Source organism: Pseudomonas sp. 2822-15 (genome assembly GCF_002742515.1).
In the GTDB taxonomy this organism is placed as follows: Bacteria; Pseudomonadota; Gammaproteobacteria; order Pseudomonadales; family Pseudomonadaceae; genus Aquipseudomonas; species Aquipseudomonas salomonii.
Genome location: NZ_LJRY01000209.1, coordinates 529,309 through 549,963, shown reverse-complemented (window position 1 = coordinate 549,963; position 20,655 = coordinate 529,309). Strand labels below are relative to the sequence as shown.

The 20,655-nt window shown below is 61.2% G+C and carries 16 protein-coding genes; 10 read left to right on the top strand and 6 right to left on the bottom strand.

Annotated elements, in window-relative coordinates; genetic code table 11:
• Positions 1–10 precede the first annotated feature (10 nt).
• Both AOA59_RS24515 and AOA59_RS24510 read right to left on the bottom strand, forming a co-directional pair.
• A complete protein-coding gene (locus AOA59_RS24515) occupies positions 11–901 on the bottom strand; it encodes an SDR family oxidoreductase (protein WP_099489374.1) in 891 nt (296 codons plus the stop codon).
• Positions 898–2,436: an NAD(P)/FAD-dependent oxidoreductase gene (locus tag AOA59_RS24510; protein ID WP_099489373.1), complete on the bottom strand. Its 1,539-nt coding sequence runs from the start codon at positions 2,434–2,436 to the stop codon at positions 898–900. Before AOA59_RS24510 ends, AOA59_RS24515 begins: the two co-directional genes overlap by 4 nt.
• Before the next feature lie 275 nt (positions 2,437–2,711).
• Between AOA59_RS24510 and AOA59_RS24505 the strand changes: the two genes are divergently transcribed.
• The 10 genes from AOA59_RS24505 to AOA59_RS24460 all read left to right on the top strand — a co-directional run bounded on the left by AOA59_RS24505 (position 2,712) and on the right by AOA59_RS24460 (position 16,294).
• On the top strand, positions 2,712–3,710 hold the full coding sequence (locus tag AOA59_RS24505; RefSeq protein WP_099489372.1) for an alpha/beta fold hydrolase: 999 nt from the start codon (positions 2,712–2,714) through the stop codon (positions 3,708–3,710).
• A 281-nt stretch (positions 3,711–3,991) separates the two neighbouring features.
• The gene (locus AOA59_RS24500; protein WP_099489371.1) at positions 3,992–5,272 is read left to right on the top strand and encodes an alkane 1-monooxygenase; all 1,281 of its coding nucleotides are present in this window, start codon (positions 3,992–3,994) and stop codon (positions 5,270–5,272) included.
• 134 nt (positions 5,273–5,406) lie between these two features.
• Complete coding sequence (praA, locus tag AOA59_RS24495) at positions 5,407–5,901, top strand: alkane oxidation protein activator PraA (RefSeq protein WP_099489370.1); 495 nt, start codon at positions 5,407–5,409, stop codon at positions 5,899–5,901.
• Between the two features lie 134 nt (positions 5,902–6,035).
• A complete protein-coding gene (gene praB, locus AOA59_RS24490; protein WP_065912136.1) occupies positions 6,036–6,548 on the top strand; it encodes an alkane oxidation protein activator PraB in 513 nt (170 codons plus the stop codon).
• Positions 6,549–6,671: 123 nt separating this feature from the next.
• Positions 6,672–8,117: an outer membrane protein transport protein gene (locus AOA59_RS24485; protein WP_065912138.1), complete on the top strand. Its 1,446-nt coding sequence runs from the start codon at positions 6,672–6,674 to the stop codon at positions 8,115–8,117.
• A 272-nt stretch (positions 8,118–8,389) separates the two neighbouring features.
• Positions 8,390–10,915, top strand: coding sequence for an acyl-CoA dehydrogenase (locus AOA59_RS24480; protein WP_099489369.1), 2,526 nt, complete (start codon positions 8,390–8,392; stop codon positions 10,913–10,915).
• Positions 10,916–11,026: 111 nt separating this feature from the next.
• Positions 11,027–12,370: a 3-oxoacyl-ACP reductase gene (locus tag AOA59_RS24475; protein ID WP_099489368.1), complete on the top strand. Its 1,344-nt coding sequence runs from the start codon at positions 11,027–11,029 to the stop codon at positions 12,368–12,370.
• Positions 12,371–12,373: 3 nt separating this feature from the next.
• Positions 12,374–13,264, top strand: a complete 891-nt coding sequence (locus tag AOA59_RS24470) for a MaoC/PaaZ C-terminal domain-containing protein (protein ID WP_099489367.1) — start codon at positions 12,374–12,376, stop codon at positions 13,262–13,264.
• A complete protein-coding gene (locus AOA59_RS24465; RefSeq protein WP_099489366.1) occupies positions 13,261–14,559 on the top strand; it encodes an acetyl-CoA C-acetyltransferase in 1,299 nt (432 codons plus the stop codon). Before AOA59_RS24470 ends, AOA59_RS24465 begins: the two co-directional genes overlap by 4 nt.
• 31 nt (positions 14,560–14,590) lie before the next feature.
• The gene (locus AOA59_RS24460) at positions 14,591–16,294 is read left to right on the top strand and encodes an AMP-binding protein (protein ID WP_099489365.1); all 1,704 of its coding nucleotides are present in this window, start codon (positions 14,591–14,593) and stop codon (positions 16,292–16,294) included.
• Positions 16,295–16,589: 295 nt separating this feature from the next.
• Here the strand turns inward: AOA59_RS24460 and AOA59_RS24455 are convergent, their stop codons facing one another.
• From AOA59_RS24455 to AOA59_RS24440, 4 genes are read right to left on the bottom strand one after another with little or no spacing between them, the layout of a single operon-like run.
• Positions 16,590–17,579: a D-glycerate dehydrogenase gene (locus tag AOA59_RS24455; protein WP_099489364.1), complete on the bottom strand. Its 990-nt coding sequence runs from the start codon at positions 17,577–17,579 to the stop codon at positions 16,590–16,592.
• Positions 17,576–18,868 carry an MFS transporter gene (locus AOA59_RS24450; protein WP_099489363.1) on the bottom strand — a complete coding sequence of 431 codons (1,293 nt, stop codon included), beginning with the start codon at positions 18,866–18,868 and terminating at the stop codon, positions 17,576–17,578. Before AOA59_RS24450 ends, AOA59_RS24455 begins: the two co-directional genes overlap by 4 nt.
• A 45-nt stretch (positions 18,869–18,913) precedes the next feature.
• Positions 18,914–19,855: a sugar kinase gene (locus tag AOA59_RS24445; protein ID WP_099489362.1), complete on the bottom strand. Its 942-nt coding sequence runs from the start codon at positions 19,853–19,855 to the stop codon at positions 18,914–18,916.
• Positions 19,848–20,630: a sugar phosphate isomerase/epimerase gene (locus AOA59_RS24440; RefSeq protein ID WP_099489361.1), complete on the bottom strand. Its 783-nt coding sequence runs from the start codon at positions 20,628–20,630 to the stop codon at positions 19,848–19,850. The genes AOA59_RS24445 and AOA59_RS24440 overlap by 8 nt, the downstream gene beginning before the upstream one ends.
• Between the last annotated feature and the right edge of the window lie 25 nt (positions 20,631–20,655).

The following is a 20,655-nucleotide window of genomic DNA, read 5'->3' as shown; positions in this document are numbered from 1 at the left end:
GTGCTCCTGTTCAGAGTCGGGTTTCGTCGTTGGTTTCGAACACCGGCGTGCGTGGTTTGGGCGCCATACGCTTGCTGGCGAAGACCACAAGGGCTTGATAGGCCGCCGGCAGGCAACGGGCGAGCAGGTCGAGAAAATACGCGTCGCGACCGATCAGCACGCGGCGCTTGTTCTTGAGCACACCGTGCAGAATCACCTTGGCGGCCTGGTCGGCGTCGGTGATGAAGAGTTTTTCGAAGTCGGCGCGGGCCTGTTGCTCGCTGTGGATCAGAAAACCGGTCATGTTCGCGTCGATACGGCTGCTGCGGCAGATATCGGTGCGAATGCCGCCGGGGTGCACGCAGGTGGCGGACACACCGCAGCCTTGCAGGTCGAGTTCCTGGCGCAGGGATTCGGTAAAGCCGCGCACGGCAAACTTGGTCGCGTTGTAGCCGCTCATGCCCGGCTGGGCAAACAGGCCGAACACGCTGGAAGTATTGACCACATGCCCTTCGCCGCTGGCTTTGAGGTGTGGCAGAAACGCCTTGGTGCCATGCACCACGCCCCAGAAGTTGATGCCGACGATCCACTCAAGGTCGGCATAGCCCACGCCCTCGACCGTACTCGACAGCGCCACGCCGGCATTGTTGAAGATCAGGTTGACCTGACCATGCTCCGCCGCGCAGCGTGCGGCCCAGTCTTGCATGGCCTGGCGGTCGGCCACATCGACGACGTGGGTGGTGATCATGACCGGCGACAAGGTCGATGACTTGATCAGCGCCAAGGTCTGTTCCAGGCCTTGGCTGTTCTTGTCCGAAAGCGCCAGGTGGCAGCCTTCGCGCGCCAGTGCGAGTGCCAGGGCACGGCCCATGCCGGAAGCTGCGCCGGTGATTGCCGCCACGCGGCCCTTGAATGACTTCATGACAGGCTGCCTTCTGCAGTGGGTTGCGGGGCCACGACAACCGCGCGCGACGCGGAGGCCGGCAACGGGTTGGCGAGGTAGTCCTTGAGCGCAAAGTGGCGGGTGACCTGTTTGAAACGCCAGGTCGAGCCGGGCCACAAGGTGGTGTTCTTGCCGGTGCGCGGGTCCAGGTACCAGCTCTGGCAACCGCCGGTGTTCCAGATGGTGCGCTTGAGCTTGTCCTGCAACTGTTGGTTGTAGGCCTGCTCGACGGCGGGTTTGACCTCGACCGTGGCAATGCGCTGGTGCTGCATGTGTTTGAGCGCATCGAGGATGTAGGTAACCTGGGCTTCGATCATCAGAATCATCGAGTTATGCCCCAGGCCCGTGTTAGGCCCGACAATCAGGAACAGGTTGGGATAACCCGGCACCGTCGTGCCTTTATAGGCGTGGGCGCCATCGCGCCAGGCGTCCATCAGGTCGACGCCGTCGCGGCCGATGATGCAGTCGCGGGGCAGCGGGTCGGTGGCCTGGAAGCCGGTGCCGAAAATCAGGCAGTCGGCCGGGTGCTTGATGCCGTCGCTGGTCACCACGCCGTCGGCTTCGATGCGCAATACCGTGTCGGTCACCACCTCGACATTGCTGCGTGACAGCGCCGGGTAATAGTCATTGGAGATCAACACGCGCTTGCAGCCGATGGTGTAGTCCGGCGTCAGGGTTTTGCGCAGGGAAGGGCGCGCCACCTGTTTGCGCAAGTGGCGCAGGGCGATCTTCTGCACCATCTTCATCAGCCGTGGATGCAGGGCAAAGCCCACCACGCGGCCTTCCAGCGCCCAGTAAAAGGCGCCGCGCACCAGGCGTTGGGTAAACGGCAGGTGTTTGAAGGCCCAGCGTTCGAGCCTTGAAATCTCGCGATCCGGCTTGGGCATGATCCACGGTGGCGTGCGCTGGAACAGGTCCAGGTGTGCCACCTGCGGGGCAATCTGCGGCACGAACTGGATCGCACTGGCGCCGGTGCCGATCACCGCCACGCGCTTGCCTTTCAACGAATAGTCGTGATCCCAGTGCTGGGAGTGGAAGCGCTTGCCCTTGAAGCTGTCCAGCCCTGGAATATCGGGCAGCGCCGGGCGTGACAGGCCGCCCATGCCCGACACCAGCACCCGCGCGCTAACCTCGCGGCCGTCGCTGAAGCTCAGGTGCCAGCGTTGCTGCTGTTCATCAAACACCGCACGTTGCAGGCCCATGCCGAAGCGCAAATAGGGCGCCAGCTCGAAGCGCTGCGCGCAGTGCTCAAGGTAGGCGCGGATCTCCGCCTGCGGCGCGAACTGCCGCGTCCAGGTGGGGTTGGGCGCAAACGAATACGAATACACATGGGACTGCACGTCGCAGGCGCAGCCCGGGTAATGGTTGTCACGCCAGGTGCCGCCCAGGGTATCGGCCTGCTCGGCGACAAAGAAGTCGGTAAACCCGGCTGCCTTGAGTTTGATTGCCATGCACAGGCCGGCAAAGCCTGAGCCGATGATGGCGATGTCGATTGAATCACTGTGGGCATTCATAGGCTGTCCCTCATGGGCATCAGATGTGCTCCTGTTTTTGTTTTGTCTTTTAGATAGAACACCATTGCAAAGAAAAAATGAATTAATTATTTTAAAAAAGATTTTAAATAATCTACCTGAAAATATCGCCTACGCCAGGACCTTGTTCCCAATGTGCGCCTTGTCCGACGGACGAGCACGCTGGGCAGCAAGTCCGGGTCCAGGGTGTGGACGGTGGCTGAGGCCTTGACCAATACCGGTCAGGGAGCAGCAGCAGGGAAGCAGAGGACCGAGCTATGGCGGTTGAATGGGTTGTCGCTGCGGGTGTGGTGGTGGGTGCAAGTGCGTTGTTGTGGGGCTTGAGTGCCTGGATGACACGGCGCATAGAAACCATCGTTCCGATCAACGGGCGTTTCGTCGAGGTCGATGGCGAGCGCTTTCATTATGTAGACGAAGGTAAAGGCCCACCGCTGGTGATGATTCACGGGCTCATGGGCAGCAGTCGCAACCTCACTTATGCATTATCCGGGCAATTACGTGAACGCTTTCGGGTGATTACGCTGGACCGTCCGGGCTCCGGCTATTCCAGCCGGGGCGCACACACGGCGGCAGACCTGCCGGCCCAGGCCCGGCAAATCGCCGCGTTTATCAAGACCCTCGACCTGGATAAACCGCTTGTGCTGGGGCATTCCCTTGGCGGTGCGATTGCCCTGGCATTGGCGCTTGATCATCCGCATGCGGTGTCCGGCCTGGTCCTGGTTGCGCCGCTGACCCACCCGCAGCGCCTTTTGCCGTTGGTGTTTTTGTCATTGGCGGTGCGTCCGGCGTGGTTGCGTCGCTGGCTGTCGCACACCCTGACCATGCCCGTGGGGTTGCTGACCAAAGGTTCAGTGGTCAAGGGCGTGTTTGCTCCCGATGCCGCGCCGCCGGACTTCGCCACCCGTGGCGGCGGCCTGTTGGGGATGCGCCCGGACAACTTTTACGCCGCCTCCACCGAAATCAACACGGTCAATGATCACCTGCCGGACATGGTCAAACGCTACCCGCAACTGACCCTGCCCATCGGCCTGATCTATGGCGCGCGCGACAAGGTGCTGGACTTCCAGAAGCACGGGCAGGCCCTGGCGAGCAAGGTGCCCGGCTTGAAGCTGCAAGTGGTGGAGGGCAGGGGCCATATGCTGCCGATTACCGCCACCGAGCGCGTGGTGGCGGTGGTGGAGCAGATTGCCAAGCGCGTCAAGCCGCCCCAAACCGACCCGCTGCCGCAACGGCCATTGGCCTTGGTGGGCAAGTAGCTGATAAACAGCTGAGTAAAAAATTGTGCTACCCGACTCGCGGTTCGACGGCGTCGATGCCTGCTTTAGACACCTGACCAAACGGCAAAAAAAGAGACTGCCTGGTCACGTAAAAAAGCCTTCGAGAAACTAGTTGACGACCTAACGATTCCGCGCTATTAATTTTAAAAAATTATTTCAATGTGTAATTTGAAACAATTTTTGAAATGCCTAAGAGCGAATAAAATAATGAAAAAAACGCCTTTTATCGCATACGCAATCTGCCTCGTTCGGAGGCTGCCATGAATCACACTCTGGCAACCCCAACTGTCTGGGCCGACGGCAAGCGTCACCTGTGGTGGCTCGGCATCATGCCGCTGGCAACTCCGCTGCTGTCCGGCGCCCTGGCGATTACCACCGGCGTACAGCAACTGTGGTGGGTCGGTGTGCTGGTGATCTTCGGCCTTATCCCGCTGATCGACGGCCTGCTCGGTGAAGACGTCAGCAACCCACCCGAATCCGCCGTCAACCACCTCGAATCCCAAAGCTACTACCGCTGGATCGTCTACACCGGTGTGCTGTTCGTCATCTCGTCGGTGGTGATCACCGGCTGGCTCGCCGCCGGCGGCATCGACTGGATCATCAGCGGTGGTCTGTTGAACGCCACCGCCCACCTGGCCCCGTCGAGCTGGCTGGCCAAAACCGCCGCCTTCATTACCGCGCGCACTGAGTTGCACGGCGCCGTCAGCGGGTTCACCTACCTGGGTATGGCGATGTCCACCGGCGCCGCCACCGGCATTGCCATCAACACCGCCCACGAGTTGGGGCACAAGCCCAAGCCGCTGGAAGTGTTCCTGGCCAAGGTCACCCTGGCGCCGACTTTCTACGGGCACTTCTACACCGAACACAACCGTGGCCACCATGTACGCGTCGCCACCCCGGAAGACCCGGCCAGCTCACGCCTGGGTGAGAGTTTCTGGGCGTTCCTGCCGCGTTCGGTGTGGTTCAGCGCCGTGTCGGCCTGGAACCTGGAGCGCGAACGCCTGCGCAAACTCGGCCTGCCGGCTCTGCACTGGAAGAACGCGGTGCTCAGCGCCTGGATGTACAGCCTGGTGTTGTGGGGCGCGATGATTGCCTGGCTGGGCGCGGCGGTGATTCCGTTCCTGATCATCCAGGGCATCTACGGGTTTTCGCTGCTGGAAGTGGTCAACTACGTCGAGCACTACGGGCTTAAACGTCAGAAGTTGCCCAACGGCCGTTATGAGCGTTGTTCCCCTCGGCATTCGTGGAACAGTAATCGGATTGTCACCAACATCTTTCTGTTCCAACTTCAGCGCCACTCCGATCACCATGCCAACCCGACTCGTAGTTACCAGTCGTTGCGCCACTTTGATGAGTCGCCGCAACTGCCTTACGGTTACGCCAGCATGATTGTTTGGGCTTATGTGCCGTACTTGTGGCGACGTCGCATGGACCATCGTGTATTGAATCACTATGCCGGGGATATCACCCTGACCAACCTTCAACCCTCACAGCGGTTGAAGTACCTGGAGAAGTACAGCAACAGTGCGACACCGTTTTAATCTGAACTAACGCGTGTGTGGGTGAACGCGGGGTCTGTGTACCACGCAGGCCTTCTTCGCCCGGGATTCATCGGTTTTATTGCAAGTTAGTGGTTTGACCCTACAACAATAATTTCAAGGGAAGGACGTACACCATGCAAAGCCCTGCCACCTTTACTGCCCATGTCATCCTGGCCGCACTGGGCCTGATGGTTTACCAACAGGCCCAGGCTGCGCGGATCGAGCCGGCCGGCAGCGCCTTTACGGCCCAAGGCCCGATCAGCTTTTCCAAGGGCGCGTTGATCAGCGCCGACTGCACCATCAAGGTGGCCGGCAAAGTCGCGGCCGATGGCACGTCGGTGAATGTCGATAAAGTTGAATTCGACGGCGGCCTTAAATGCAGCCGTGTCGAGGCCATCAACTTACCCTGGGTACTCATTGCCAAAGACACTAAAAGCGGCTCGATGTCGAACATCAGCGTGGATGTGCATGCCTTCGGTTTAGGCGGCAAGTGCGGCCCGTCCACCGCCGACGGCACCTGGGATAACGCCACCGGCAAGTTGGAAGCCGCCAATGTGCCGATCGGCGAAGACTGCAAGATCAAGGCGGTGTCGATCAAGATGCCGCCGACCTTCAAAGTGGTCGAATAAACGAATTCTAAAACTGTAGCGGTAGATGCATTGAAATTTGGCTGGAAAGGGAAGTTCTGCAGTTTCACCGTGACCTCTCGATCATGGCCATTACCCCTGGCGAAATGATTCGCCATAACATGTGAGGAAAAACAATGAAAAGCTTGAAAACTCTCGTGTCGTTGACTGCTCTGGCTGTTTGCATGGGTGCTACTTCCATGGCGAGTGCAGCCACCATTTCTCCTGCGGGCACGGGCTTTTCCACGCCTGCCGGGACCATTGCGGTGTCGTCGCCGGCGTCGTTCGGTGCGCCTGTTTCCTGCAATATCGTGTTCACCGGTAGTGTGGCTGCCGACGGTTCCGCCGCTGCTATTACGGGCGCGACCGTCAGTGGTGCCAACCCACTCTGTGGCGTGCCGGTGTTGCTGGGTCTGCCTTGGACCTTGACGCCAACCTCCACCGCCACGGGTGCAGGTGTGTATGCGGGTACCGTGTCCGGTGTTAACTTCAAGATTGTCAGCAACTGCGCCAGTGGCCCGACCACGATCAACGTGCTCTACAACAACAACACCCACACCATCACCCTGCCATCTGCTCAAACGGTCGGCAGCTGCAAGATTACTGCTCTGAACGCCGCTCCAACCCCAGCAATCACCGTGAATCCTTGATAGCAATGCGTTGGACGTGATGATCACACGTTGAAATGCAGGTGCTCCTTTCGGGGCACCTGTTGAGGAAAACCAGGGACGGTAGGCCCGGCCGTGGTGGATAAAAATAATAAGGAGTGGAGCATGAATAATAAGAAACAACCGGCCCAGACGTTAATCGGCCTGGCATTGTTGGGCGGTCTCATGGTCGCGGGCGGTTCGGTGCAGGCCGGCGGCTTCTCGACTCCTACATTTGGTGCCCAAGGTTGGGGTCGTGCGTTCGGTGGTGGTTCGTTGTTCAAGGACGACCCGTCTTCGGCGTACAACAACCCGGCTGCCATGGCGTTTATCGACCAAACTATCGCGCAGCAAAACGTCATTTATGCGCGCGTCAATATCAAGTTCAAAGGCAATGCCACTGATTACAAAGGCGACCCTGCCTCTGTAGGGGTGTTGGACGAATTTGGCGGCGTTACCTCTACGCCGCGTACGGGTGACGGTGGCGAAGGCGGGTTCACCGCTTGGCTGCCGACCGGGTTCCTGGTGATACCGATTAACGATCGCTTCAGTGTTGGTCTGAGCCAGGTGGTGCCCCAGGGGATGAAGTCGACCTGGGACCCGGATTGGAAAGGCCGCGATTTTGCCGTGGACACCAAAATCGAAACCGTGGGCCTGACCGGTTCGCTGTCCTTCAAAGTTAATGACCAGTTCTCTATCGGTGGCGGCGCCATCGTTCAGCATACGAGTGGGTTTGTCAGCCAGAACGTCGACTTGTACGCAGCCGCGGCAGTGTCACCGGGGCTGGGCGGCTTTGGTATTCCCTTTCCATCCGGGGTGGGCCAATCGCTGATTCGGGTCAAGGTCGATAATACGTCTGTGGGTTGGTTTGGCGGCATGGCGTGGAAACCCACCGACCAGGATACCGTTGGCTTCAACTACCACGCCAAAATCAAGAACAAGCTGGAGGGCAAGTACAAATTCAATGCCGACCCAGGCAGTCGGTTACTGATGACTGACGCAGGCGGCGACGGCTTGACGCTGGTTGAGCGCGCTTACCCAGGCTTGAAACTGTTCCCGGACGGTGCCAACGCCAGCACGCAACTGGACATCCCGGCGACCGCTGCCATCGATTGGGTACACGTGTTCAATGACCGTTTCACCCTGGGCGCCAGTGCCTTGTGGACCCAGTGGTCTTCCTTCAAGGCCCTGACGTTGAAGTCTGACGGCAATACCATTGTGTCGATTCCCTACAAGTACAAAGACGTGATGATGTACTCGCTGGGCGGCGACTATAAGCTCACTGACGATTTCACCCTGCGTGCCGGTGTTGCCTATGATCAAACGCCTACCCGTGACTCCACGCGGGATCCGCGCATTCCTGACGGTGATCGTTATTTCGCCTCGTTGGGTTTTGGCTACAACATCAAAGCGGTTCCAGGCTTGAGTGTTGACGGCGCCTACTCGCGGCAGTTTGTACAAGAGGTCAAGCTCAAGACTGTCAACGAAGATCGCCTTGGGGCTGCGCGCCTGGATGGCAAGGTGGACAGCAAAGGGGAGGTGGTTAGCCTGTCGGCCACTTATAAGTTCTAACCCACAATCTGTGCGTGCTCAGGTGTGAAGTGGTCAGTCGGCGCATCTTTCTGGCGCTTCACACCCGTGCTGTACATGCTCCGTTTTTGTAGTTTTCCCCGATGCAGAAACCGGCTGATTCGATCAGCCTATTTTTTTGCGTATGCATTAAATAAAAATTTCAAAACAAAATTTGAATTTATCCTTTCAAGTTTGTAGTGTGGCTTTACGCCCTCGTTCATCCTGAACGAGCGACGCGCATGCCATACCCTGAATTGAGTAGAGGTATCCCCATGGTTATCTGGTTATTGATGGGTGTCGCCGCCGCGATTGCCCTGGCCTATCGACAAGCCGCCGCGGCTCTGTGGCTGGGCGTCGGCCTGGTCTGGCTGGCGCTTGGTTATCTGTTCAATGTGGTCGCAGGCGTTGGCGCCAGCGTCGCAGCCATCCTGGTGGTACTGCCCGCTGTGCTGATGACGATCAAGCCGCTGCGCCGCACACTGCTGACCAGCAAGGCGCTGGGCCTGTTTCGTACGATCATGCCGGCGATGTCCGACACCGAGCGCGCCGCCATCGAGTCCGGCACCGTGTGGTGGGACGCCGAGCTGTTCAGCGGCAAGCCCAACTGGCAGCGTCTGCTGCAAGCCGCGCCGGCCAGCCTCAGCGCTGAAGAACAGGCGTTCCTCGACAACGAAGTGGAAACCCTTTGCGACATCGCCAACGACTGGGAAACCACCCAGGTTTGGCAGGATATGTCCCCCGAAGGCTGGCAGTACACCAAGGACGCCGGGTTCCTGGGCATGATCATTCCCAAGCAGTACGGCGGCAAAGGCTTCTCTCACTATGCGCATTCGCAGGTGGTGATGAAGCTGTCGACGCGTTGCTCGGCGGCGGCGATTTCGGTGATGGTCCCCAACTCCCTCGGCCCAGCTGAACTGCTGCTGCATTACGGCACCGATGCCCAGCGCAATTACTATTTGCCGCGCCTGGCACGCGGCGAAGACATCCCGTGCTTTGCCCTGACCAGCCCATACGCCGGCTCGGATGCCGGGGCGATTCCAGACCTGGGCATCGTCTGCAAAGGTGTGCACGAAGGCGAGGAAGTGCTGGGTTTTAAAGTGACCTGGGACAAGCGCTACATCACCCTCGGCCCGATTGCCACGGTGCTGGGCCTGGCCTTTCGCGCCGAAGACCCGGACGGTTTGCTCGGCAAGGCCGGCTCGCTGGGGATTACCTGTGCGTTGATCCCCACCTCCCATCCGGGCGTGAACAGCGGTCGCCGGCATTGGCCGCTGAACGCGGTGTTCCAGAACGGGCCGACCACCGGCAAGGATGTGTTTATTCCGCTGGAATGGGTGATCGGCGGCCGCGAACAGGTCGGCAATGGCTGGCGCATGCTGATGGAATGCCTGGCGGCCGGGCGCGCGATTTCGCTGCCGTCGGCCAATGTCGGCCTGGGCAAGGTGGCGGTACGCGGCACCACGGCTTATGCGGCGATGCGCAAACAGTTCGGCCTGCCCATCGGCAAGTTCGAAGGCGTGCAGGCGCCCTTGGCGCGCATGGCCGGGCATCTGTATGCCTGTGATGCGGTGCGCAAGGTCTCGGTGGCGTCTTTGGATGCGGGTGAAAAGCCTTCGGTGATCTCGGCGATTGCCAAGTACCACGTCACCGAGCGCGCGCGGATGATCGTCAATGACGGCATGGACATCGTGGCCGGCAAAGGCATCTGCATGGGCCCCAACAACTTCCTGGCCCGCGCCTACCAGCAAAGCCCGATTGCGATCACGGTAGAGGGCGCGAACATCATGACCCGCTGCCTGATCATCTTTGGCCAGGGGCTGATCCGTTGCCACCCGTATGTGTTCCGCGAAATGGAAGCGGCGCACAACCCGGATCGGCGCAAGGCCCTGGAAGCTTTTGACAGTGCGATGTTTGGCCATCTGAGTTTCGTGCTGGCCAATACCGTGCGCGCTGCGGTGCACTCACTGACCGGCGGGCGCTTGATTGCCGCACCGGCCAAGACCGACCCGGCGCTGGCGTCCTACTACCGCCAGGCCAATCGGCTGTCGGTGGTGCTGGCGTTGATCTCGGATGTGTCCATGGGCGTGCTCGGCGGTGCGCTCAAGCGCAAGGAAAGTATCACCGGGCGCCTGGGCGATATTCTGTCGCAGCTGTACATCTTGTCCTGCGCGCTCAAGCGTTTTGAGGACGACGGTCGGCCTCAGTCCGACTTGCCGCTGGTGCACTGGTCGGCCCAGGACGCGTTGCTGCGCGCCCATGAAGCCCTGGCCGAAGTGCTCGACAACTACCCGTCGAAACCGGCGGCAGCCGTGGTGCGTGCCTTGAGTTTCCCGTTCGGTATTCCCCAGCACAAGCCTTCGGACCGCCTGCTGGCCCAAGTGGCCGACGTGGTGCAAACCCCCGGCGAAACCCGCGACCGCTTGCTGGCCAATTCCTACATCCCGCGCCCGGAAATCGACAAGCTGGCCTATGGCGAATTGGGCTTCCGGTTGTTACCGCAGGTGGAGCTGATCGAAGCGCGGCTCAAGCCTGCGATCAAGCAAGGCCTGATCGAACCGATGCCGATTTCCGCCACCGCCTTCACCGCCTGGCGCGTCAAGGCGCGGGCGCTGGACTTGATCAGTGATGAGGAAGACAGCTTGCTCGGGCGTTATGTGGAATATGCCGACCACGGTATTCAGGTTGACGACTTCCCGCAGGATTTTGGCTTGCTGGAGGCTTTGCAACAGCGCAAGCAAGCCTTGGAGCCGACGACCAAACGCCGCAGCAGCCAAAGCGAAAACGCCTCAGTTAGTTAACACGGTCAGTGTGGGAGCTGGCTTGCCTGCGATAGCGGTTTACCTGGCACACCGCTATCGCAGGCAAGCCAGCTCCCACACTGGATCGGGTTTACAGGGAAAGAATGTTTTATGAGTGACAACTACCTATCCTTCGTCAATTCCCCCTGGGGCCGACGCCTGGCCCAGGCCATTGGCCTGCCGCAACCCTTGCCATTGCAACGCCACCGCAGCGGCCAGCAGGGCCTGGCCAACCCGGTGATTGTCGCCGGGGCAGGGCGCCTGGGTGCGCAGGTGCAACAGCTCTTCAAAGACACCGACACCGTCGTCGCCACGCCGGCAACCCTCAAGGCGCCGTCTACGGTCAAGGTGCAGGGCGCGGTATTCGACGCCACGGCGGTGCTCGACCTGCACCAACTCGACGAGCTCTACCTGTTCTTCCACGCCAATGCCAAGCGCCTCGGCCAGCACGGCCGCGTGGTGGTGCTCGGCACCGCGCCGGAACATTGCCAGGACCTGCCCCAGGCCATCGCCCAACGTGCCCTTGAAGGGCTGGTGCGCTCGCTGGCCAAGGAATTGCGTCGGGCGATCACGGTGCAATTGATCTACGTGGCGCCGGGCGCCGAAGACGCGCTGGACAGCAGCCTGCGGTTCTTTTTGTCACGCCGCTCGGCCTATGTGTCGGGCCAGGTGGTGCGCCTGGAAAAACCCGTGGACGCCCAGGTGGCGGTGAACGGGGACAAACCCTTCGTCGGTCGCCGTGCCCTGGTCACCGGCGCCTCGCGTGGCATTGGGCTGGCAATTGCCCAGGTGCTGGCCCGCGACGGCGCCCACGTGGTGTGCGTGGACGTGCCCCAGGCCCAGGCGGCGCTGCTTCAAGCCGCCGACAGTGTCAACGGCTCGGCCTTGCCGCTGGACATCACCGCAGCCGATGCGGCCGCACTGTTGCAGGCGCATGTCAGCCAATACGGCGCGTTTGACGTGGTGGTGCACAACGCCGGGATCACCCGCGACAAAACCATCGCCAAAATGACCGAAGCCGCCTGGCGCAGTGTGCTGGCGGTCAACCTCGAAGCGCCGTTGCAACTCAGCACCGCACTGTTGCAAGGCCAGGGCTTGAAACCCGGCGGACGGATTGTGTGCGTGTCGTCGATTTCCGGTATCGCCGGCAACCTCGGGCAAAGCAACTACGCCACTTCCAAGGCGGGCGTGATTGGCCTGGTGCAGGGCCTCGCACCCCAGGCGGCTGCGCTGCAAGTCACGGTGAATGCGGTGGCGCCAGGGTTTATCGAAACCCAGATGACCGCGAAAATCCCGCTGATGATCCGTGAGGCCGGGCGGCGCATGAACTCGTTGTCCCAGGGCGGGCAGCCGATCGATGTGGCCGAGACCATTGCCTGGCTGGCGCATCCGGCGTCCGGCGGGGTCAATGGCCAGGTGGTGCGCGTGTGCGGCCAAAGCCTGCTGGGAGCCTGAGCCATGGACTATGTGACGCAGATCATCGACCCGCCACCGTCGCGCACTCAGTTGTTGCTGGACGGCGTGCGCGCACTGCGCAAACCCAAGCTCGACGGGCCGCCGCCGCTGCCCACCGCGCGCCTGGTGCGCTCGGCGGTGGAACTGAGTGCCGCTGGCATCGCCGACTATAGCCGCGCCTGCGGGTTTCGCCGTGAGCAGGGCGTGCCACTGTCTTATCCGCACGTGCTGGCGTTCCCCTTGCACCTGATGCTGCTGACTCGGCCGAGCTTCCCGTACCCGGCCAGTGGCATGGTGCACCTGGCCAATCGCATTCGTCAGCACCAGCGTTTGCATGAAGGCCAGGCCCTGCGCCTGGAAGTGTATTGCGAATGCTGGGTGGCGCACCCCAAGGGCCAGGCGCTGAGCATCGCCACCCGCGCCTTTGCGGCGGATACGCTGGTGTGGGAAAGCGACAGCCTGTACCTGCGCCGCGACGTCAAAAGCCCGGTCGGAGAACCCTGGGATGACGTGCTGCCCTTGCAGGAAGACGGCCTGCTGCGCACCCAGCGCTGGGTGCTGCCCGCCGACCTGGGGCGCCGGTTTGCCAAGGTCTCGGGGGATTTCAACCCGATTCACACCTCGGTGATCGGCGCCAAAATCTTCGGCTTTCGCCGCGCCATCGCCCATGGCATGTGGACCCTGGGCCGCGCACTGGCGGCGCAGCAACCGCCGGGCGGCCTGGATCAGGCCCAGGCGCATTGCGACTTCAAGCTGCCGATCTTCCTGCCAGGCCAGGTTGCGCTGTGGAGCCGCCCGGTGACCGGCCCGCGCCGTGAGTTCGAAGTGCGCAATGTTGCCGGTGACAAACCGCATATGCGCGGGCTATTTATCTGGAACGAGAGCCATCAATGAGTGACTACAGTTTCAACCCGGCCCCGACCCGCCGCGTGGCGATTATCGGCGGCAACCGTATCCCGTTTGCCCGCTCCAACACCGTGTATGCCCACGACAGCAATCAGGACCTGCTGGTGGCGGCCCTGCAAGGTCTGGTCGAGCGCTATAACCTGCACGGCCAGCGCCTGGGCGAGTTTGCTGCGGGCGCGGTGATCAAGCACTCGCGGGACTTCAACCTGGCGCGTGAGGCCTTGCTGTCCACCACATTGTCACCTGACACGCCGGCCTACGACGTGCAACAAGCCTGCGGTACCGGGCTGGAAGCGGCCTTGCTGGTGGCCAACAAAATTGCGCTTGGCCAGATCGAAGTGGGCATCGCCGGCGGTGCCGACACCACTTCCGATGCGCCCATCGGTATCAACGAATCGCTGCGCCACACCTTACTGGCGGCCAATCGCGCCAAGGGCATGGGCGCCAAGGTCAAGACCTTGCTGAAGGTGCGCCCGTCGATGTTTTTCAAACCGCTGCTGCCGCGCAATGGCGAGCCGCGCACCGGTTTGTCCATGGGCGAGCACTGCGAAGCAATGGCCAAGCGCTGGCAGATCAAACGGCTGGCCCAGGATGAGCTGACCCTCACCAGTCACCAGCGTCTGGATGCGGCCTACCAACGCGGTTTTTTCGATGACCTGATCAGCCCTTATCGCGGGCTGGCACGCGACAACAACCTGCGTGCCGACACTAGCCTTGCGAAGCTCGCCGGCCTTTCGCCCGCCTATGATCGCCAGAACGGCACGCTGACGGCGGGCAACTCCACGCCGCTGACCGATGGCGCCTCGGTGGTCTTGCTGGCCAGCGAAGCCTGGGCGGCCGAACAGGGCTTGCCGGTGTTGGCCTACCTGCGTACCGGCGAGACTGCCGCAGTGAACTTTATCGACGGCACCGAAGGCTTGTTGATGGCCCCGGCGTATGCCGTGCCGCGCATGCTCAAACGCGAGGGCCTGGGGTTTGCCGACTTCGATTTCTTTGAAATTCACGAAGCCTTTGCCGCCCAGGTGCTGTGCACGCTCAAGGCGTGGGAAGACCCCGAGTATTGCCGCGAGCGTCTAGGCTTGGAGGCACCGCTGGGCGCCATCGACCGCAGCAAGATGAACGTCAATGGCGGCTCCCTGGGCTGTGGCCATCCGTTCGCCGCCACCGGTGGCCGGCAACTGGCGGCGCTGGCCAAAACCATCCATGAGAACGGGGGTGGGCGCGGCCTGATTTCGATTTGTGCAGCCGGCGGGCTGGGCATTACCGCCATCGTCGAAAAATAGCCTGATCAAAAACAACAATAAGGAGACTGCCATGAACGCTGTAAGCCAGGAACACACCGAACGGGTCTGGTTGAACGCCTACTTGCCGGGCGTGCCGGCGGACATCGAGGCCGGTATCGAGGCGTACCCGTCGCTGCGCGAGGTGTTCCTGGAGCACCTGGAAAAATTTCGCGAGCGGGTCGCCTACGTCAGCATCGGCACCGAAATGACCTACGCCGACTGGCAGGTGCAAGGCCAGGCGTTCGCCGCGTGGTTACAGGGCCAGGGCGTGAAAAAGGGCGACCGTGTGGCGCTGATGATGCCCAACTGCTTGCAGTATCCGATCTGCCTGTTGGGCACGATCCTGGCCGGCGCGGTGGTGGTCAACGTCAACCCGTTGTACACCTCCCATGAGCTCAAGCATTTGCTCAAGGACAGCGAAGCCGAAACCCTGGTGATCTTTGAAAACTTCGCCCATACCTTTGAAAAAGTCGCGCAGGGCAGCCGTGTCAAACGCGTGGTGGTGGCGGCCATTGGCGATCTGCTCGGTACCTTCAAGGGCGCGGCGATGAACTTTATCCTGCGTCGCGTGCAAAAGCAGGTGCCAAAATTTCATCTGCCTGGCGCAGTGCGGTTCAACAACGTGTTGAAACAGGGGCGGGCGCTGAACCATTTTCCGGTGGAGATGCACCTCGATGAACTGGCGTTTCTGCAATACACCGGCGGCACCACCGGCGATGCCAAGGGCGTGATGCTCAGCCACCGCAATATCATCGCCAACCTGCTGCAAGCCAAGGCCTGGGTCGGTGATCAGTTGGATCAGGACAAGCAGGAAACCAACGTGACCTTGCTGCCGCTCTATCACATCTTTTCGCTGACGGTGAACTGCCTGATGTTTATGTGCCTGGGCGGGCGCAACATCCTGATTGCCAACCCACGGGATGTGAAACGGGTGCAGATGATTTTGCGCAAGGAGCGCTTCAATGGCATCGCCGGGGTTAACACCTTGTTTAACGGCTTGCTTGAAAACAAGGAGTTCTGTGCGCGGGATTTCTCTGACTTGCGCATGGTCATCGCCGGCGGTATGGCCACGCACACGGCGGTGGCCAAGCGCTGGAAGGAGGTGACTGGGCTGCCGATCATTGAAGGTTATGGACTCACCGAGTGCTCGCCGGTGGTGAGCATCAGCCCGATCAATATTGCGCGCATGCGCGAGATGGAATTCACCGGCAGCATCGGCGTGCCGCTGCCGTCGACCTGGGTGCGGTTTATGCGTGAGGATGGCGAGCTGGCGGAGATTGGCGAGCAGGGTGAACTGCAAGTGCGTGGCCCGCAGGTGATGCAGGGGTATTGGAAGCGGCCCAAGGAAACGGCTGAAGTGCTGGATGCGGAGGGCTGGCTCTCCACCGGGGACATCGGGGTGATGGATGAGCGTGGGTATATTCGTCTGGTGGACCGCAAGAAGGACATGATCCTGGTGTCGGGGTTTAACGTGTATCCCAATGAGATTGAAGACGTGGTGGCCTTGCATCCGGGTGTGGGGGAAGTGGCGGCGATCGGGGTGGAAGATTCGGTGACGGGGGAGAAGGTCAAGATCATTGTGGTGCGCAAGGACCCGAGCTTGACCCAGGAGCAGATCCTGGCCCATTGCCGGGAATATCTCACGGGGTACAAGGTGCCCAAGTATGTGGAGTTTCGCAGTATCGAATTGCCCAAGACCACGGTGGGTAAAGTGCTCCGGCGGGCGTTGCGTTGATGTGAGGGGTTGGGTGCTTTGCGTGTGGGAGCTGGCTTGCCTGCGATGCAGACACCTCGGTGTGTCAGGTACACCCAGTTGATGCCATCGCAGGCAAGCCAGCTCCCACAGGTTGACCGCATTCAGGCCGTTGTGGCTCTACATGCTTTGACTTGACATACAGTCAAAATGTGGGAGCGTGTTCAGGCCGTTATGGCTCTGCATGGCTTGATGTGAAACACAGCCAAACCCCAAGCCGCCATTACCCAAGTAACGGATATGTACACAGCAGTGTGTCAGTCACCGAAGACACTGACTAATCCACCGCTATATCAGAATACACACTCGGATTAACCAGATTGTTCGGCCGCTCCCCAGCCAGCGCCATCAGCACATTTTCCACCGCGCAGGCGGCCATCGCCTCACGCGTTTCGTGGGTCGCCGAACCGATATGCGGTGTAGCCACCACGTTGTTCAAGCGCAACAACGGCGAGTCATGATTCAAAGGCTCGCGCTCAAACACATCCAGCCCCGCCGCCCGAATTGTGCGTTGTTGCAGCGCCTCAACCAGCGCCGCTTCATCCACCACCTTGCCGCGTGAAATGTTGATAAAAATGGTGTCCGGCCCCATCAACGCAAACTCTCGCGCGCCGATCAGCTTTTCGGTTTCAGCCGTGAGCGGCAAGGTCAGGCACACAAAGTCAGCCTGCTGCAACAAGTCCGGCAAGCTGCGAAACTGCGCCCCGAAGCGCTCCTCGACCCGCGGCTTGGGCGAGTGACTGTGGTAGATCACCGGCATGCCAAAACCAAAATGCCCACGCTGAGCCAAGGCTTCGCCGATGCGGCCCATGCCGATAATGCCCAGGGTCTTGCCATGCACATCGGTGCCGAAATGCGCCGGGCCGATGTTTTTGTTCCACTGGCCGGCGCGCACCATTTCGGCCAGTTCGACCACCCGGCGGGCAGTGGCCAGGATCAACGCAAAGCCGGTATCCGCCGTGGTTTCGGTCAGCACGTCCGGGGTATTGCTGAGCAGGATGCCGCGTTGGGTCAGGTAGTCGATATCGTAGTTGTCGACGCCCACCGACACACTGGCCACCGCTTCAAGCCTGGGGGCCAGGTCGAGCAGCTTGGCATCCAGGCGCAGGCTCGCACCCAGCAGGCCGTGGGCGTTGGGCAAGGCGTCACGCAGCCGGGCCAGGCCGGGTTCGTCGAGGGCGTCGATCAGGGTCACATTGACCTGTTCGTGCAGGCGAGCCATCAATGGCGCGGAGAGTTTTTTGTACAGGACCACAGACTTTTTCATGAGGTTTTTACCTTCAACTCCAGGGTTGGCACCGGCACGCGATCAGTGGCGCCGGGCTTGAGGAAAATCGTCAGCACCACGGCAAACATCAGCGCGCCGCTCATCAGCAGGTAGGAGGCGCCGGGTGAGCCGGTGCTGCTATTGAGGTAACCGACCAGGTACGACCCGCCGAACGAGCCCAGCGCGCCCATGCTGTTGATCAGCGCCATGGCGCCGCCGGCGACGTTGGCCGGGAGGATTTCCGGGACGATGGCGAAAAACGGACCGTAAGGCGCGTACATGCACGCCCCGGCGATGACCAGCAGGGTGTAGGACCACCAGAAGTGCTCAGCACCCAGCGCGTAGGACGCGTAGAACGCGATCGAGGCAATCAGCAGCGGCGGCCACACAAAACGTTTACGTTTTTGCAGCTTGTCCGAGCCCCACGACACCGCCAGCATGCCGATCACCGCCGCGAGGTACGGCAGCGCCGACAGCCAACCGGCTTCGACCATGTCCATCTGCAAGCCGGCCTTGAGGATCGACGGCAGCCACAATACAAAGCCATACACGCCGATGCTCCAGCAAAAAAACTGCAGCGCCAGGATGATCACCTTGGGCGAACGAAAGGCTTCGGCGTAGTTCTTCACCGCCTTGATCCCGACCTGTTCGGCGGCCAGGGCGCTTTGCAGGTCTTGTTTATGCCGCTCGCTCAGCCACTGGGCGTCGGCGGGTTTTTCATCCGCCAGCTTCCACCAGATAAACGCCCAGATCACCGCCGGCAGCCCTTCGATGATAAACATCCAGCGCCAGCTGAAGTGCTGCACCAGGTAGCCCGACACCACCGACATCCACATCATGGTCACCGGGTTGCCGAGGATCAGGAAGGTGTTGGCCCGTGAGCGTTCGGCACGGGTAAACCAGTGGCACAGGTACACCAGCATCGCCGGCATTACCGCCGCCTCGACCACACCGAGCATGAAGCGAATGGCGATCAGCATATAGGCGTTGGACACTACGCCGGTCAGCGTGGCCAGGCTGCCCCACAGAATCAGGCTGACGAAAATCAGCTTTTTAACGCTGCGTTTTTGCGCGTAGATCGCGCCCGGCACCTGGAAGAAAAAGTAGCCGAGAAAAAACAGCGCGCCCAGTAATGACGACATGCCGGGGGTGATCATCAGGTCTTCGGCCATGCCGGAGGCCGCGGCGAAGCCGTAGTTGGCGCGATCCAGGTACGCCAGGCTGTAGGTGATGAACACGATAGGCATGATGTACCACCAGCGGCGGGTGGCGAGTTTCACAGTTTCCATGGGGTTGCTCCTGAGCTTGTTGTAGTTGTGGCAACAGGGAGTGGGTCATGCAACAGATCGGCTGGGTAATTCAGAGCGGGTGGGCAAACCCTCCATATCACCCCGGCTTTGCACGGCGCGACTGCCGATCCAGTTGCCGCGCTGTACTGCCTCAGGGAAGCTCAGGTTTTCGAGCAGGGCGCTGATCATGCCGACGGCAAAACCATCACCGGCGCCCACGGTATCCACGACGGTTTCCACCGGGACGGCGGCAATAAAACCCTGGTCCATGTGGGTGCGGTAGTAGGCGCCGTCCGCGCCCAGCTTGATCGCCACGGCTTCGGCGCCCTGGTCGAGGTAGAACGCGGCGATGTCGGCCGGGTCGTCAAAGCCGGTGAGCAGGCGGCCTTCGCCCAGGCCCGGCAAGACCCAATCAGCGAGGGCGGCGAGGGCGTTGATTTCGCGCACCATCTGCGCTTGGCTGGACCACAACGACGGGCGCAGGTTCGGGTCGAACGACACGCTGCGCCCGGCCTTGCGCATCTGCGTCATCAGTTCCACGGACAACTCGCCGGTGGCCTCGGACAAGGCGGGCGGGATGCCGGTGGCGTGCAGGTGACGCGCTTGCAGCACGGCGGGGCTGATCGCGGCAATCGACAAATGGCTGGCTGCCGAGCCTTTACGGAAGTACTCCACCTGCGGGTCGGCGCCGGCTTCTTCGCGGGACTTGAATTGAAAGCCGGTCGGGTGCAGCGGGTCGATCGCCACATGCCGGCAATCCAGGCCTTCTTTTTTCAGCGTGTCGACCACAAAACGCCCCAGGGAATCGTCGCCGACACGGCTCAGCCACGTCACGTTGAAACCCAGGCGCGACAGGCCGATGGCAACATTGCTGTCGGCCCCGGCAATGCGCTTGTGAAACTGCGCCACCTGGGCCAGGTCGCCGGTCTGTTCGGCGACAAACATCGCCATGGTTTCACCAAACGAAAGGATATCGATCTCAGACATGGGCATTCTCCGCACGGGGCTGGCCAAGGAGGGCGAGGGCGGTCACCTGCTGCGCGGTAACGGCAACCAGGTCGTCGCCTTGCAACGGGAATTCCACGGCCCGGGTAATGCCTTGAGTCATATGTTTGAGCAGTTGTTCCCACAGATGCCGGTCAGTGGCGCCGGGCGGCAAGGCCACCAGCTTGCCGTCCTGGCGCCGCGCCACGGCCTTGCAGTGCAGGTAGTCCACATGCCGGCCCAGCAGGCGTGCGGCAGTGAGCGCAGATTGGTCTTGCCACTGCCAGTTGCCGATGTCGAAGGTCATTTTCACCGGCAGGCCCAGGCGTTCCACCTCACTGAAGAAGCGCTGCATCGGCTCGATGCGCCCACCGTGCAGGGTCTGGTCGTTCTCCACCAGCAGCTTGACCGGGTGGCGGTTGAGCAGGGCCTGCAGGCTTTGCAAGTCGTTGGTGTCGGTGAAATAACCGAGGGACACTTTAAGCCAGCGCGAGCCGAAGGCCTGGGCGCGGTCCAGGGTTGCACTCAGCTCGGCGTTGGGCTGGGCGCGCCCGGCCACCCACAGCTCCAGCGGTGAAGAGAACACCGATTCCAGGCCGTGTTCGGCAGCGGCTTGGGCGAGGGCGGCGGGTTGTTCGCTGGTCAACAGTTCTTCGCGCCACTCGATGCGCTGGGCGCCGGCGGCACTGAGCAGATCGACAAAACTCAATTGGCCAAGCGTACGTACCAGGTCGGCACCGTAGCTGGATAGGCTGATGGAAACGGGGTATTTATGCATTGTTGTGTACCTCTGAAACCGGTTT

Bases quoted from the DNA above. Each gene is read 5' to 3' on its own strand.
- AOA59_RS24515 (WP_099489374.1), bottom strand. From the start codon at position 901: ATGAAGTCATTCAAGGGCCGCGTGGCGGCAATCACCGGCGCAGCTTCC.
- AOA59_RS24510 (WP_099489373.1), bottom strand. From the start codon at position 2,436: ATGAATGCCCACAGTGATTCAATCGACATCGCCATCATCGGCTCAGGC.
- AOA59_RS24505 (WP_099489372.1), top strand. From the start codon at position 2,712: ATGGCGGTTGAATGGGTTGTCGCTGCGGGTGTGGTGGTGGGTGCAAGT.
- AOA59_RS24500 (WP_099489371.1), top strand. From the start codon at position 3,992: ATGAATCACACTCTGGCAACCCCAACTGTCTGGGCCGACGGCAAGCGT.
- praA (WP_099489370.1), top strand. From the start codon at position 5,407: ATGCAAAGCCCTGCCACCTTTACTGCCCATGTCATCCTGGCCGCACTG.
- praB (WP_065912136.1), top strand. From the start codon at position 6,036: ATGAAAAGCTTGAAAACTCTCGTGTCGTTGACTGCTCTGGCTGTTTGC.
- AOA59_RS24485 (WP_065912138.1), top strand. From the start codon at position 6,672: ATGAATAATAAGAAACAACCGGCCCAGACGTTAATCGGCCTGGCATTG.
- AOA59_RS24480 (WP_099489369.1), top strand. From the start codon at position 8,390: ATGGTTATCTGGTTATTGATGGGTGTCGCCGCCGCGATTGCCCTGGCC.
- AOA59_RS24475 (WP_099489368.1), top strand. From the start codon at position 11,027: ATGAGTGACAACTACCTATCCTTCGTCAATTCCCCCTGGGGCCGACGC.
- AOA59_RS24470 (WP_099489367.1), top strand. From the start codon at position 12,374: ATGGACTATGTGACGCAGATCATCGACCCGCCACCGTCGCGCACTCAG.
- AOA59_RS24465 (WP_099489366.1), top strand. From the start codon at position 13,261: ATGAGTGACTACAGTTTCAACCCGGCCCCGACCCGCCGCGTGGCGATT.
- AOA59_RS24460 (WP_099489365.1), top strand. From the start codon at position 14,591: ATGAACGCTGTAAGCCAGGAACACACCGAACGGGTCTGGTTGAACGCC.
- AOA59_RS24455 (WP_099489364.1), bottom strand. From the start codon at position 17,579: ATGAAAAAGTCTGTGGTCCTGTACAAAAAACTCTCCGCGCCATTGATG.
- AOA59_RS24450 (WP_099489363.1), bottom strand. From the start codon at position 18,868: ATGGAAACTGTGAAACTCGCCACCCGCCGCTGGTGGTACATCATGCCT.
- AOA59_RS24445 (WP_099489362.1), bottom strand. From the start codon at position 19,855: ATGTCTGAGATCGATATCCTTTCGTTTGGTGAAACCATGGCGATGTTT.
- AOA59_RS24440 (WP_099489361.1), bottom strand. From the start codon at position 20,630: ATGCATAAATACCCCGTTTCCATCAGCCTATCCAGCTACGGTGCCGAC.